The sequence below is a fragment of the Bacteroides sp. MSK.20.82 genome, from assembly GCF_019052485.1.
Classification (GTDB): Bacteria; Bacteroidota; Bacteroidia; order Bacteroidales; family Bacteroidaceae; genus Bacteroides; species Bacteroides thetaiotaomicron.
Genome location: NZ_JAHQUN010000011.1, coordinates 125,507 through 139,310 on the forward strand (window position 1 = coordinate 125,507; position 13,804 = coordinate 139,310).

General features: G+C 47.6%; 12 protein-coding genes. 4 read left to right on the forward strand and 8 right to left on the reverse strand.

From position 1 onward, the window contains the following. The first annotated feature begins 17 nt into the window (after nt 1-17). Complete coding sequence (locus tag KTR07_RS12545) at nt 18-377, forward strand: heavy-metal-associated domain-containing protein (RefSeq protein WP_008765860.1); 360 nt, start codon at nt 18-20, stop codon at nt 375-377. 63 nt (nt 378-440) lie between these two features. Continuing rightward, nucleotides 441-2,657, forward strand: a complete 2,217-nt coding sequence (locus KTR07_RS12550) for a heavy metal translocating P-type ATPase (RefSeq protein ID WP_055217633.1) — start codon at nt 441-443, stop codon at nt 2,655-2,657. Between the two features lie 297 nt (nt 2,658-2,954). On the opposite strand, the gene KTR07_RS12555 is transcribed toward KTR07_RS12550, so the two are convergent. Continuing rightward, nucleotides 2,955-3,791, reverse strand: a complete 837-nt coding sequence (locus KTR07_RS12555) for a helix-turn-helix domain-containing protein (protein WP_008765858.1) — start codon at nt 3,789-3,791, stop codon at nt 2,955-2,957. An 89-nt stretch (nt 3,792-3,880) separates the two neighbouring features. Here KTR07_RS12555 and lipB point away from each other — a divergent pair, with 89 nt between their 5' ends. Then, nucleotides 3,881-4,564, forward strand: coding sequence for a lipoyl(octanoyl) transferase LipB (gene lipB / locus KTR07_RS12560; protein ID WP_090614417.1), 684 nt, complete (start codon nt 3,881-3,883; stop codon nt 4,562-4,564). Nucleotides 4,565-4,622: 58 nt separating this feature from the next. On the opposite strand, the gene KTR07_RS12565 is transcribed toward lipB, so the two are convergent. From KTR07_RS12565 to KTR07_RS12595, 7 genes are all read right to left on the reverse strand, one after another. Then, nucleotides 4,623-5,555 (reverse strand): PorV/PorQ family protein, encoded by a 933-nt coding sequence (locus tag KTR07_RS12565; RefSeq protein ID WP_117979943.1) that lies wholly within the window; start codon nt 5,553-5,555, stop codon nt 4,623-4,625. Between the two features lie 11 nt (nt 5,556-5,566). Then, nucleotides 5,567-7,114 (reverse strand): N-acetylmuramoyl-L-alanine amidase-like domain-containing protein, encoded by a 1,548-nt coding sequence (locus tag KTR07_RS12570; RefSeq protein WP_117979928.1) that lies wholly within the window; start codon nt 7,112-7,114, stop codon nt 5,567-5,569. 1 nt (nt 7,115) lies between these two features. Beyond that, nucleotides 7,116-9,104: an OPT family oligopeptide transporter gene (locus KTR07_RS12575; protein ID WP_008763503.1), complete on the reverse strand. Its 1,989-nt coding sequence runs from the start codon at nt 9,102-9,104 to the stop codon at nt 7,116-7,118. Between the two features lie 95 nt (nt 9,105-9,199). Then, nucleotides 9,200-9,595, reverse strand: coding sequence for a DUF1573 domain-containing protein (locus tag KTR07_RS12580; RefSeq protein ID WP_008763504.1), 396 nt, complete (start codon nt 9,593-9,595; stop codon nt 9,200-9,202). Nucleotides 9,596-10,290: 695 nt separating this feature from the next. Further along, nucleotides 10,291-10,890: a DUF4923 family protein gene (locus tag KTR07_RS12585; protein ID WP_008763505.1), complete on the reverse strand. Its 600-nt coding sequence runs from the start codon at nt 10,888-10,890 to the stop codon at nt 10,291-10,293. Between the two features lie 6 nt (nt 10,891-10,896). Then, a complete protein-coding gene (gene yihA / locus KTR07_RS12590) occupies nt 10,897-11,505 on the reverse strand; it encodes a ribosome biogenesis GTP-binding protein YihA/YsxC (protein ID WP_070750995.1) in 609 nt (202 codons plus the stop codon). Nucleotides 11,506-11,628: 123 nt separating this feature from the next. Continuing rightward, nucleotides 11,629-13,083, reverse strand: coding sequence for a sodium:solute symporter (locus tag KTR07_RS12595; RefSeq protein ID WP_061473804.1), 1,455 nt, complete (start codon nt 13,081-13,083; stop codon nt 11,629-11,631). An 88-nt stretch (nt 13,084-13,171) separates the two neighbouring features. Between KTR07_RS12595 and recR the strand changes: the two genes are divergently transcribed. Beyond that, entirely contained in the window at nt 13,172-13,789 is a 618-nt protein-coding gene (gene recR, locus KTR07_RS12600) for a recombination mediator RecR (protein WP_008763508.1), read from the forward strand. Nucleotides 13,790-13,804: the final 15 nt, after the last annotated feature.

Below are 13,804 nucleotides of genomic sequence, written 5' to 3' on the forward strand. Positions count from 1 at the left end.
TTAAACGAATAAGAAAAATGAGAACAAAAAGATGGATGGCCACTTGCGTGGTGGCTCTTTTGAGCGTAGCAGCCGTGTTGGCAAAGGATATCCGTGTAGTCATATTCAAAGTCTCTCAGATGCACTGCGAGAACTGCGAGAAGAAAGTGAAAAATAACATGCGCTTCGAGAAAGGCGTGAAGGAACTTTCCACCGAACTGAAGAACAAAACCGTGTCCATCACCTACGATGCCGAAAAGACAGATGTGAAGAAGTTGCAGGCAGGATTCAAAAAGTTCAATTATGAGGCCGAGTTTGTGAAGGAAACCAAGCAGGACGGCAAGAAAGATGGCAAACAAGAATCTAAGAAAGAGGATAAGAAGGCCGATAAGAAGTAATCGAACAAATACCCGTATTTGCTTGTTTTATAAATACTAATTAATTAAAGAGTAAAGGATTATATGGGTAATATAGCAAAGAATGCGTTTCCCGTGCTTAATATGCATTGTGCGGGATGCGCTAACAATGTAGAAAAGACAGTGAAAAAGTTGCCGGGAGTCGTTGATGCTTCCGTCAACTTTGCTTCAAATACATTGACGATTTCTTATGAGGACGACAAGCTCACCCCCGGAGAAATCCGTGCAGCGGTACTTGCTGCCGGTTATGATCTGATAGTAGAAGAAGCGAATAAAGAAGAACGTCGGGAAGAAGAACAGCATAAGCGCTACCTTCGTCTGAAACGGAAAGTGATCGGTGCGTGGATATTTGTAGTGCCGTTGCTTATCTTTTCAATGTTATTAATGCATATGCCATACTCTAACGAGATACAAATGTTGCTTGCTATTCCGGTAATGGTGCTCTTCGGAGGAAGTTTCTTCACGGGGGCATGGAAACAGGCGAAGATCGGTCGTAGCAATATGGATACGCTGGTTGCGTTGAGTACCTCGATAGCCTTCCTTTTCAGTTTGTTCAACACCTTCTTTCCGCAGTTCTGGACAGATCGCGGACTGGAACCGCACGTCTATTACGAAGCTTCCGCAGTGATCATTGCCTTCGTTCTGACCGGAAAGATGATGGAGGAACGCGCCAAAGGAAATACCTCGGATGCCATTCGCAAACTGATGGGAATGCAGCCCAAAGTGGCACGTGTATTGCGTGGTGGGGTAGAGGAAGAGATACAAATAGACCTGTTGCAGGTAGGCGATATGGTGGTAGTCCGTCCCGGCGAACAGATTCCCGTGGATGGCCAGCTTTCGGAGGGCGATTCGTATGTGGATGAAAGTATGATTAGCGGTGAGCCGATTCCGGTAGAGAAGAAAAAGGGCGATAAGGTCCTTGCCGGAACAATCAATCAGCGCGGTTCCTTCATCATTCGTGCTTCTCAGGTGGGAAGCGATACTGTGCTGGCACGCATCATTCACATGGTGCAGGAAGCACAAGGCAGCAAAGCTCCTGTGCAGCGCATCGTCGACCGTATTACAGGCATCTTCGTTCCTGTCGTGTTGGGAATTGCCATTCTGACGTTTGTGCTGTGGGTGGCTATCGGTGGCAGTGAGTATATTTCTTATGGTATTCTTTCTGCCGTATCCGTTCTGGTCATAGCCTGTCCCTGTGCTTTGGGACTTGCTACACCTACTGCGCTGATGGTAGGAATCGGTAAAGCTGCCGGACAGCATATTCTGATAAAAGACGCCGTCGCTCTGGAGCAGATGCGTAAAGTAGATGTGGTGGTACTGGATAAAACCGGTACTTTGACCGAAGGACATCCTACCGCTACCGGATGGTTGTGGGCACAGCCGCAGGAAGAACACTTCAAAGATGTACTTCTGGCTGCCGAACTGAAATCGGAACACCCGTTGGCAGGCGCGATTGTCGCCGTACTTCAAGACGAGGAAAAGATAACTCCCGCTCCTTTGAGCAGTTTTGAGAGCATCACAGGCAAAGGTATAAAGGTGTCTTATCAAGGCAAGACTTACTGGGTGGGCAGCCATAAACTTCTGAAAGATTTCAGCGCTACAGTGAGCGATGTCATGGCGGATATGCTGGTACACTACGAATCAGACGGAAACGGAATCATATACTTCGGACGTGAGAATGAACTTTTGGCTATCATTGCCGTTTCCGACCCGATCAAGGCTACTTCTGCCGAAGCAGTGAAAGAACTGAAACGTCAGGGCATCGATATCTGTATGCTTACCGGTGACGGTCAGCGGACGGCTCTGGCAGTCTCTTCCCGTCTGGGTATCGAGCGGTTTGTGGCAGATGCCTTGCCGGACGACAAAGCCGAATTTGTGCGTGAACTGCAAATGCAGGGAAAGAAAGTGGCAATGGTGGGCGATGGTATCAATGACTCGCAGGCACTTGCATTGGCTGACGTCAGCATTGCTATGGGAAAGGGTACGGATATTGCTATGGATGTCGCTATGGTAACGCTGATGACATCCGACTTGCTGTTACTTCCCAAAGCCTTCGAACTATCCAGGCAGACTGTACGACTGATTCATCAGAACCTTTTCTGGGCATTCATCTACAATCTGATCGGTATTCCTATCGCTGCCGGAGTATTGTTCCCTATAAACGGATTGTTGCTGAATCCGATGCTGGCAAGTGCCGCCATGGCATTCTCCAGTGTGAGTGTAGTGCTCAATTCGTTGAGTTTGGGAAGAAGGAAGATTTAAGAAGAGAGCCTGCTTAATGTTCTTTTATGGATTTATGGGGCTGGCTAAAAAGTCGGTAGTATCTTCATTCTCCTCCTTCGGGAAGGAGGAGTACCCGTAGGGGGAGGTGGTAGGTGAATACGCAATTCTTTCATTCACAATAAATTAGAGATAACCTTGTTTTACCTACCACCCCGCCCTACGGTCACCCCTCCTTCGAGAAAGAGGGGAATCCATGCGGATAGTTGGCTCAAATCTGTATATCTGGAATCAAAAACGGTATTTCCGACTGATCCATTGATTTTAGAAGTAACGGACTCAACTATTTCTAAATTCCAGCGGCGACATCCCTACATGCCGTCTGAAGAACTTGCAGAAGAAAGAGGGATTCGGGAAATTCAGCGAATAAGCTATCTCCTGAATAGTCATATCCGTCCCCTTTAGCTGCGCTTTGGCGTCGATAATGACAATATAAGCAATAGTATCCAATACACTTTTCCCCGTCACTTGTTTTACGGTGGTGCTCAGATGTTGCAGAGAGATTCCCAGTTGATCGGCATAGAACTGTGCACAACGCTGATCTTTGTAGTGTTCAGTGATCAGTTGAATCAACTTCCGGCAAATCTCCTTCTTACGGTTCGAATGATTGTTTCCCGAATAATTCCGGTACATCAGTTGGATACTTGTCAGAATAGTCTGGAGTGACAAGTCCGCCAATTTGGAGTCCATCTTGAAAGACTCGTCACAACTGGCATGAGACAACAAGGCAAAATATTCCTTCAGATAGTCGGCGATATTCTCGGAAAGAGGGATGATCGGCTGTTCTATCAGCTTGGGATAAGCGTTCCCGATGGTGGTCAGCAAGTTGATATGTCCGATACATTTCGCGGAGAATCCGGCAAAACAAAGACTTACCTTTTCCGCTTTCTCACGGAACTGTATGATTGTTCCGGGAAGTAATGTAATCAGATCATTCGGGTGAACCTCGTATTCCAACAGATTGATGGAGACTTTCATGGTTCCTTCCGTACAGATGGCGAAAATACACGCCTGCAGCCGGCACGATTGTTTGTAGATGTTCAGAATATCTTCGGTTACTTTAGTCCATGCCAACACCTCCAGAGGCAAATCTACTTGTGGAACTTCCATTTTCATAAGAGTGTTTGTTATCTTTGGTTTAGAGTGCTTGTTATATTCGGTCCGCAAATGTACGATTTTTCTTTTTATTTCTTACTTTTGTCTTCATGAAAACTGTATTAGTAGACTGGAATTTGATTCCATACGCCGAGGCATGGCAGCGGCAGACAGAATGGTTTGATACCCTTGTCTGCGCAAAAGCGCAGGGAGAACCGTATGAAAACCGTATTATTATGTGCGAACATCCGCACGTCTATACTTTGGGACGTAGCGGAAAAGAAAAGAATATGCTGTTGAATGACGATCAGCTGAAAGCCATTCAGGCTACCCTTTTCCATATAGATCGGGGAGGGGATATCACGTATCATGGTCCCGGACAGCTAGTCTGTTATCCGATCTTGAATCTGGAAGAGTTTCATCTGGGGCTGAAGGAATATGTGCACCTGCTCGAAGAGGCTGTGATACGTGTCTGTGCCTCCTATGGCATTGAAGCGGGACGGCTTGAAAAAGCAACAGGTGTCTGGCTGGAGGGGAGTACGCCCCGTGCCCGTAAGATTTGTGCGATCGGAGTGAGGAGCAGTCATTACGTCACCATGCACGGACTGGCTCTGAATGTGAATACGGATTTACGCTATTTCAGCTATATTCATCCTTGTGGCTTTATAGATAAAGGCGTCACTTCTCTTCGTCAGGAGCTGAAGCACGAAGTGCCTATGGACGAAGTAAAGCAACGCCTCGAAGGCGAGCTTAACAGGCTGCTGAACGAAAAAAATCAGCAGATTGCTCAATGAAAGAACCCAGCAGACTCTGCTCAATGATAAAACTTAGCGGACTGCCCGAAGGAAAAACCTAGAAAACGATTCCAATGCCGAGCTGCCATGTCTTATGCATGAAACAGTCTTTATCAGCCAGTGCATAAGAGAAATCTGCGCGAATCGGCCAGAAGTTGATTCCGCAGCCCAGTGTACCGTAGTTGCCTGTTCCTTTGTCGTTATCCCCGAAGTGGTATCCTCCGCGGATAATTCCATATTTCAGGAAATTATATTCCGCTCCGATGCCGGCTTGAAGATGGCGGTACTCGGACGGGAGCAGGTAGTTGAAGTCAAGAGCCACCTGCAAGCGGTTGTCCATACTGAACGGCAGGTCGATGGCACCACCCAGTCCCAGTCGGGCAGGCAGTTTCTGTCCGTCCAGCTTGCTACCCAGGTTGGCGGCTTGAAATCCGATTGTCCATGAAGCCATTTCGTCCAGAATACCCATGCTGCGATGGTAGCTGGCACCGAGGTCCACGGAGACTGATCCTTTGCTGTCCGCATCCTTATAGGCTTTTGCCTGCAGATATCTGAGTGTTAATGAAAGGGACAGGTTCTTGGCTACATTTCTGAAGTATGCGGCTTCCACGTTCCATGCGCGGGCATGATCTTCTGCACCGTCCTGCCAATGAAAATCAGCATCCTTGTAGTGACGGAATCCTACGCTAAATCCGTGCTTCCCTTCCCGTCCGATGCGGTAGAAAAGGGATGCGCTATGCATTCCAAAGTCTTTATTTATGTCAGCGTATGAGTAGCTGGCACCCATTACATCCTGCGAGAAAGCGATGGTGGAAGCGTTATGAAAGATAGCCGTGCTTCCATTGTCAGTGATAGCCAGTCCTGTGCAGGCCATACCTGCCGATTGGGCATCCGGAGTAATCTCCAGAAAAGAGGCGCTTGCCACTCCCTGTGCTCCCAGAAAAGTAGGCAACAGACACGACGCGAGAAGTAAATGTTTTACTCGTTTCATAATCATTTGTTTTAAGGGTGAGACATCCGGACGACACGTATGCCGCTCCATGATTTATTATTGCGAAGCATTTGGCTGAGAGGCTCTTCGCTGACAACAACCTTGCCAAGCGTAGAAGAGGCGTGAAGCAAATGCAATTTTCCGTTTATATATTCGGCTATCCCTACATGAGCTACATCCAGTCCCGGAAGATTCGTGGTGATGGCGATGATATCACCGTCCATGATCCACGGAAGTCCTGCGTCGGGGAGTTTTCCTTTAGGTAGCCAGTGTACCTTTTTCCCGGACAATGCCTTTTCATGCTCGGCCATCCGTTTCACGTTCTCCGGCGAATCCGCCAGTTGCCTGTACTTTTGGGGATGGGTGGACATATAAGAGAGAGACAGTTTGGTGGTCTGCGTACTGTTTTGTGCAGTAACGTCTTCCAGAAATCCTTGGCGGACACCGTTCTCAATCCAGTCGGAGGTATAGTGCAACCGCGAAGTGTATCCGTCGATCACACCGTCCCGATAACGTATCTTTTGCAGATTATCGGCAAAAGAAGACCCCATCGCCTGAGCCAGCGTATATTCGACGAAAGTAAGGCAATCTACCGTTTGGGGCAGGATGACTAACTTTTCTTCCGTTCCCTGATCCAGTGTGTTGGCTACATACTTTGTTCCAAGGTACGTCTTTCCGATTCTCAACATCGGTGCTGTCTCCTTCGGAAATACGACACCCTCACGCAACCACTTTTCGAGTTCCTGTGTCCATTGTTGCTTATACTTGAAGTTGTCCCGGAATCCCCAGCCATGTCCGCCGGTAGGGTAGACATGAAGCGATGCGGGAACATTGTTTTTCTGTAAAGCGAGATAATAGTTCACTCCGTTGGAAGGAGGCACGGCACCGTCATCAGAAGACAGGACGATAAAGGCTTGCGGAGTATCGGATGTCACTTGCAGTTCGTTGGAGAAGAGTACCTCTTGTTCTGCGGTCGGATTTCCGCCCAGAAGCTCTTTTCTCGAACCGCCATGAGTACTTTGCGTCATGGTGACCACCGGATAAAGCAGAATCTGAAAGTCGGGACGCGATGCCGCACTGTAATGGGTGGCAAGGGTAGAGGCGAGATGTCCTCCGGCGGATGCTCCCATGATTCCTATTTTGCGGGGATGGATATTCCATTCTCCAGCATGCTCGCGTACGATGCGAATCGCTCTTTCCGCATCCGACAAAGGGACTTCGCAATGACCGTTCGGCATCCGGTACTTTAATACAACGTAAGTGATGCCCTGTCCGCAGAACCAGGATGCCATATCGTGCCCTTCATGATCCATGGCGAGGCGGCTGTAGCCACCTCCGGGACACATGATGACAGCCATTCCGTTCGGCTGCGGTGCACGGTAAACGGTTATGGTGGGGTCGGTGACATTGCTGATTCTGTGGGGTGACACTTCCTTTTCCCCGCCGGTCAGTCCGTTGGAGTTGGGAGCACCGTCGGGCCACAAAGGTAGCTCGACGGGCTGTTGTGCAAATGTCATTGCAGTCATAAGTGATACTATAACAGATAACAGTTTCCTCATCTTATTTTACTTTCATGGAAGCCTTGATAAAGTAGAGGATCAATAAAGCGTAAGCTCCTAATGCTAACACTTCCGACCAGGTATTGTTCAGCCAGGCTTCGTTGACCAGATTGATACCGCCGAAACGCATTGCCGCGCTCACTACTCCCATCAATGCGCCTCCGGCAATGAAACCGGATGCCAGCAACGTACCTTTTTCACCTCTTTCCGTATTGAGTGCCGTATCCTTGCTGCGGCTTGTTACATACCAGTTGACGGCACCGCCTACTACCAGCGGCACATTCAGCTCCAACGGAATAAACATACCCAGCGCAAAGGCCAGTGCGGGAATCTTGAAGAATGTCAGCACGATAGCAAGGATTGCACCGATGCCATACAGCAGCCAGGGGGCACCTACGCCGCTCATCAGCGGTTCGATAACGGCAGCCATCGCATTGGCCTGTGGTGCAGCCAGTGCGCCGCTGGTGAAGCCGTATGTCTTGTTCAGTATAATCATTACACCGCCTACTGTAGCAGCAGAAACGATGGTTCCCAAGAATTTCCATGTTTCCTGTTTGGCAGGCGTACTACCCAGCCAGTAACCGATCTTCAAGTCGGTGATGAAACCGCCCGCCATAGACAGTGCCGTACATACTACGCCACCCATCACAAGTGCGGCCACCATGCCCGAAGGACCTTTCAGTCCGACAGCTACCATCACTACGGAAGCCAGAATCAGTGTCATCAATGTCATTCCCGATACCGGATTGGTGCCTACAATGGCAATCGCATTGGCAGCTACCGTTGTGAACAGGAAGGAAATGCCTGCTACCAGCGCAATCGCTACCAGCGTATGGACGATATTTCCCTGCATGATATCGAAGTAGAAGAACAGCACGATCAGAATCAGCGTAAGGATAGAGCCGATAGCGATGATTTTCATCGAAAGATCACGCTGTGTACGCACGATATTCTTTTCTACATTGCCTTTACCGCCCATTTCTTTGGCAGCCAGTCCGACGGCACTCTTGATGATTCCCCATGAACGGATGATACCGATGACACCCGCCATGGCAATACCGCCGATACCGATGCTCTTGGCGTAATACTTGAAGATTTCTTCGGGACTCATCATGCCTACCGTAGACGTGATTTCGGGATTCCATGCGTTCAGCACGCTGTCTCCCCAGATGGCGGACATTCCCGGAATGATGATCCACCATACTGCCAGTGATCCGGCACAGATGATGGAAGCATATTTCAGTCCGACGATATAGCCCAGACCGAGTACGGCAGCTCCCGTATTTACTTTGAATACCAGTTTCGCTTTCTCAGCCAGCATTTCTCCGGCTCCGCATACGCGGGTGGTGAAGTTCTCGTTCCACCAGCCGAAAGTGGCCACGATGAAGTCATACAATCCACCGATCATTCCCGCCATCAACAGCGGTTTGGCCTGGCTGCCGCTCTTTTCTCCGGACACCAGCACCTGTGTGGTAGCGGTTGCTTCGGGGAAAGGATATTTGCCGTGCATATCGCTGACGAAATATTTGCGGAAAGGAATCAGAAACAGGATACCCAGTACGCCACCCAGCAGCGAGCTGATAAATACCTGCATAAAGCTGACTGTCATCTCAGGATATTTGACTTGAAGGATATAAAGGGCGGGGAGGGTAAAGATGGCTCCGGCAACGATTACACCGGAACACGCTCCGATAGACTGGATAATTACATTTTCTCCTAACGCATTTTTTCTTTTGGCTGCACCGGAGACTCCTACGGCAATGATGGCTATCGGAATAGCGGCTTCGAATACTTGTCCCACTTTCAGCCCCAGATAGGCGGCGGCTGCCGAGAAAAGGATGGCCATGGCGATACCCCATGTTACTGACCAGAAGTTTACTTCCGGATAATTTTTGGAAGGACTCATCAGGGGATTGTACACTTCTCCTGCTTTTAACTCTCTGAACGCGTTCTCGGGTAGTCCGGTGAATTTGTCTTCTTCTTGTTTCATATTATATTTTTAGTAGTTTATGCTTAATGGACTTCAAAGTAAACAAAAAAAAAGGAGAATCGAAAGATTCTCCTTTACGTTATGTCTATTTTTTCTTACTTCTCGTCTTTCGGGGTCATATCGCCTTCGATATAGAGGCGTACCATTTCGGTTTTTGCGTTGGTACGCAGGGTAATCGACTTTTTGAAGTGTCCCGGATATTTACCTGTTCCGTTGTAAGTTACTTTGATTGTACCTTTCTTTCCCGGCTGGATCGGTTCTTTGGTATATTCGGGCACTGTGCATCCGCAAGACGCTACCGCCTGATGAATTACTAAAGGAGCATCACCGATATTAGTGAAAGTGAATACGCAGCTTACTACCGGACTGTTTTCTGAGAATTTTCCAAAGTCGTGTGTTGTTTTGTCAAACTTGATATCAGCGTTAGTCTGGGCAAAAGCGAAACTTACTCCTACCACTAACAAGGTCATTAAAAAAAGTATCTTTTTCATTTTTCCTTCTTTTTATTGATTACAAACGCCAAAGGTAACGCTTTTCCCTGAAATTATCCCGTCGGCAGAGTTAATTTTATCGAAAAAGGGAATAAAATAACTTCTGTTTATCATCGTCCTTGGGCTTGGCAATCCTGACCACCGAGGTGGGGAACACTGAGCGCCGAGCTGAATGAGAGTAAGCAGCGAGGCGAAAAACGCTGAGCACCGAGACGAGCAGAAGTGAGCACCGAGGTGAATACTGCCGATCTCTGTTCGCTAAATTAATTCATTTCAACACGCTAATGAATACTCATATTTTTTGTTTATCGCATAAAAAATTACTATATTTGGAACAAACCCATAAAATCCAGCTATTATGAAAACAAAACTTGATTTCTATCATATGACTCCCTTTTATGAGTTGAATTACTTTATAGCATTTATTGTTAAGTTGTACAAACGCATTCAACAACGTAGAGAACAGAGAGAACATCGAATCAAAGATGAACTGGTCTGATTCATTTCTACACCGAAAGTGAATCGGCGGCGGCAAAATTCTTTCTTCTCTTTCTTAGTAATTCTATTTCTTTAGAATAGAATTATATACTCTACTCTTCTCTACTGGTTAAGGTTCGGTTTCCCTTTCGGTTAGGATTCGGTTTTCGAGCCCTGCCAGAAGGCGTTTCAGAGCTTTTGGTTTTGCAAATAAAACACTATTTCTTCAACCCGAATCCCAGCATCATCCCGTCGTAGTTTTCAGCCAGTGAGCTGACAGTTTTCAGTGCTGTGCTGTTTGTCTTGCTGCCGAGGAATGTCATTAATTTAAGCAGCTTGTCGGAGTTGAACAATAAATCCATAGAGTTGGAAGTGCAGTTCACTTTCGCGTGCAGGTTCAGTAGTTTCAAGTACTTTAAGTCTACCTGCTTGGTGGAAGCATTGTACGAATAAGTGCCGTTCAGTTTCTTTTTTCCGACGGTGCTGGTGAAAGTACTGTCGGCGTTGAACGTGAAGCTCATTTGTCCTTCTTTGATGCCCACTTTACTCAATTGCTCGTTCAATTTGTTTTCTGCCATCGTGGCGGCTGCGGCTCCTCCTGCTTTCATCAGCAGATTGTCCGATTCAAATTCTACTGCCGAACCGCTGTAAGTCCATGTGCCTGTCATGTCTATCGTTTCGGGTGTTCCGGTGATGGCATTTACTACTTTGGAGATGTTGTCTTTGTTGAGCAGATCCTTTAATGATTGTGCCTGACTGTTGCTTGCAAAGAGTGAGAATAATGCAACCCATGCAATAAATAAAATGTTCTTTTTCATTTTCGTTTACTTATTTTTATAGACTTCTTTACTGATGTTTTCGATGTAGTCGAGGATTTCCGTGCGTCCTGTACGGTTTTCCGAAGAAGATACGAAATACGGGGGAAGTTCTTCCCATTCCTTGCTCAGTTCACGCAGGTAGTTGTTGATATTCATTTTCAGACGTCCGCCTTTCAGTTTGTCTGCTTTGGTGAAGATGATGGAGAAAGGGATGCCGTTTTCGCCCAGCCATTCCATAAATTCCAGGTCTATTTTCTGCGGTTCCAGACGGCTGTCTATCAATACAAACAGGTTGGTCATCTGTTCCCGTTCGAGGATGTAGTCTTCGATGATGGTACGTATCTGGTCTTTTCCTTTTTGTCCGCGTCTGGCGTAGCCGTATCCGGGAAGATCGACCAGGTACCAGCTTTGGTTGATCAGGAAGTGGTTGATAAGCATTGTCTTTCCCGGTGTGGCGGAGGTCATCGCCAGTCCTTTGCGGGCAGTCAGCATATTGATAAGGCTCGACTTTCCTACATTCGACCGCCCGATGAAGGCGTATTCGGGAAATACTCCTGTCGGACATTTCTTCACGTCCGTGTTGCTAATCACAAATTCTGCACTCGTTATTTCCATTTTATTGTCATTTATTTCTTTGTTTTTCTGCTTCTAATAAACTCTCTTATCGTTTATAATAAACTATGGTCACGTTTATAATAAACTCCACTACTTTTTATTATAAACTCCGGACGCCAGTTTTCAAGGCGTTTTCGCCGTTTTCTCTTTTCCGGACAGCAGCATGAGCCCCGCAAAGGTAAGGCTTCCGTTCAACATTAGCAATTCATAGCCAAATTTATATCCGGTTTCTTTGTTTATCCACCAGTCCAGAGCGTAGCAGAGCACCGGAGAGGCGATGGCGATGAGCGGGACCAGCCGGTCTTTTGTCTGGCGCCGGGTGAACAGTCCGAAGGCGAACATGCCCAGCAAAGGCCCGTATGTGTAGGAGGCGATGATGTAGATCGCGTCAATCACGCTTTTGTTGTTCAGCATCTCCACCAGGCAGATAAAGAAAGCCAGCAGGATGGAGAGGGACAGGTGTACTTTCTTTCTTTTGCGACGGGCTGTTTCTTCCGTGTCTTTGTCCGTCTTCAGCAGGTCTATACATACGCTGGTGGTCATGGCGGTCAGCGCGGAGTCTGAGTTGCTGAAAGCTGCGGCGATGATGCCGATGGTGAAAAGAACCAGTACCGACTGTCCCAGATATCCTTGTGTGGCAAACATGGGAAGGATATCGTCATTCATGGCCGGTAGTTCCAGTTGCATTTGTCCCGCTAATGCGATCAGCAGAATGCCCAGGCACAGGAACAGGAAATTCAGCGGGATGAATGAGAATCCGTAGCAGTACATATTCTTTTGGGCTTCGTGCAGATTGCGGCAGGAGAGGTTCTTCTGCATCATGTCCTGATCGAGTCCGGTCATGACGATGACGATAAAGATGCCGCTGAAGAACTGTTTGAAGAAGTTCTGGCGGGACATCCAGTCGTCGAATACGAAGATGCGGCTGTGTTCGCTGTGGCGGATGGTCTGTACGATGCCGTCAAAGCCTATATCCAGCTTCTGTATGGTGAAGTAGATGATGAATAGCAGGGCTGCGATCAGACAGAATGTTTGTAGCGTGTCCGTCCATACGATTGTCTTGATGCCGCTTTTGTGGGTATATATCCACACGAGGGCCACGGAGCCGACGGCAATCACCCAGAAAGGGATGTGCATATCCTGAAATACGTGCGTATGCAGGATCAGACAGACGAGATACAGTTTGGCTGCCGTTCCCAGCATACGGGAGAGCAGGAAGAAGAAAGAGCCGGTGCGGTAGGCATTCACGCCGATGCGTGTACCGAGGTATCCGTAGATACTTGTCAGATTCAGCCTGTAGTAAAGAGGCAGCAATATGTGTGCTACGATCATATAGCCGAAGAAGAATCCGAATACGGTCTGCATATACGTCATGTCCATTCCGCGAACCATGCCCGGTACGGATACGAAAGTCACGCCGGAAATTGTAGCGCCAATCATGCCGAAGGAGACTATATACCAGGGTGATTTGTTTTCTCCTTTAAAGAACGCTGCATTTGATCCGCCTTTATGTCCGGTAATGTGGGCTATTAACAACAAGCCCGCAAAATAGCATATAATAATGACTAATATCATCATATCGGCTGCAAAGGTAATACTTTCTTTGTATTAAAAACAATAATCCGTATCTTTGCGCCCGAAACAGATAGAATTTCATTCGTAATCTATGAACCAACAATATCCTTCCGTACTGCTCGAAAAGGCAGTAGGCGAATTTTCCAAACTTCCGGGCATCGGGCGCAAGACGGCAATGCGGCTTGTATTACATCTGCTCCGGCAGGACACGGCTACTGTGGAGGCATTCGGCAACTCCATCATTACGCTGAAACGTGAAGTAAAGTACTGTAAAGTATGTCATAATATATCTGATACCGAGACTTGTCAGATTTGTGCCAATCCGCAGCGTGACGCCTCTACTGTCTGTGTGGTAGAGAATATCCGCGATGTGATGGCGGTAGAAGCCACCCAGCAGTATCGGGGACTTTACCACGTACTGGGCGGAGTGATCTCGCCAATGGACGGGGTAGGACCGAGCGACCTGCAAATAGAAAGTCTCGTACAGCGGGTATCCGAAGGAGGAATCAAGGAAGTCATCCTCGCTTTGAGCACCACGATGGAAGGAGATACCACCAACTTCTACATCTACCGTAAACTGGAGAAGATGGGGGTCAAACTCAGCGTAATAGCACGGGGCATCTCCGTTGGTGATGAACTGGAGTATGCCGATGAGATCACTCTGGGACGCAGTATTGTCAACCGGACTCTTTTTACCGGAACCGTATAATCTAACTTTATTATT

Excerpts from the sequence above, each read along its gene's own strand:
- KTR07_RS12545 (WP_008765860.1), top strand. The coding sequence starts at position 18 with ATGAGAACAAAAAGATGGATGGCCACTTGCGTGGTGGCTCTTTTGAGC.
- KTR07_RS12550 (WP_055217633.1), top strand. The coding sequence starts at position 441 with ATGGGTAATATAGCAAAGAATGCGTTTCCCGTGCTTAATATGCATTGT.
- KTR07_RS12555 (WP_008765858.1), bottom strand. The coding sequence starts at position 3,791 with ATGAAAATGGAAGTTCCACAAGTAGATTTGCCTCTGGAGGTGTTGGCA.
- lipB (WP_090614417.1), top strand. The coding sequence starts at position 3,881 with ATGAAAACTGTATTAGTAGACTGGAATTTGATTCCATACGCCGAGGCA.
- KTR07_RS12565 (WP_117979943.1), bottom strand. The coding sequence starts at position 5,555 with ATGAAACGAGTAAAACATTTACTTCTCGCGTCGTGTCTGTTGCCTACT.
- KTR07_RS12570 (WP_117979928.1), bottom strand. The coding sequence starts at position 7,114 with ATGAGGAAACTGTTATCTGTTATAGTATCACTTATGACTGCAATGACA.
- KTR07_RS12575 (WP_008763503.1), bottom strand. The coding sequence starts at position 9,104 with ATGAAACAAGAAGAAGACAAATTCACCGGACTACCCGAGAACGCGTTC.
- KTR07_RS12580 (WP_008763504.1), bottom strand. The coding sequence starts at position 9,595 with ATGAAAAAGATACTTTTTTTAATGACCTTGTTAGTGGTAGGAGTAAGT.
- KTR07_RS12585 (WP_008763505.1), bottom strand. The coding sequence starts at position 10,890 with ATGAAAAAGAACATTTTATTTATTGCATGGGTTGCATTATTCTCACTC.
- yihA (WP_070750995.1), bottom strand. The coding sequence starts at position 11,505 with ATGGAAATAACGAGTGCAGAATTTGTGATTAGCAACACGGACGTGAAG.
- KTR07_RS12595 (WP_061473804.1), bottom strand. The coding sequence starts at position 13,083 with ATGATGATATTAGTCATTATTATATGCTATTTTGCGGGCTTGTTGTTA.
- recR (WP_008763508.1), top strand. The coding sequence starts at position 13,172 with ATGAACCAACAATATCCTTCCGTACTGCTCGAAAAGGCAGTAGGCGAA.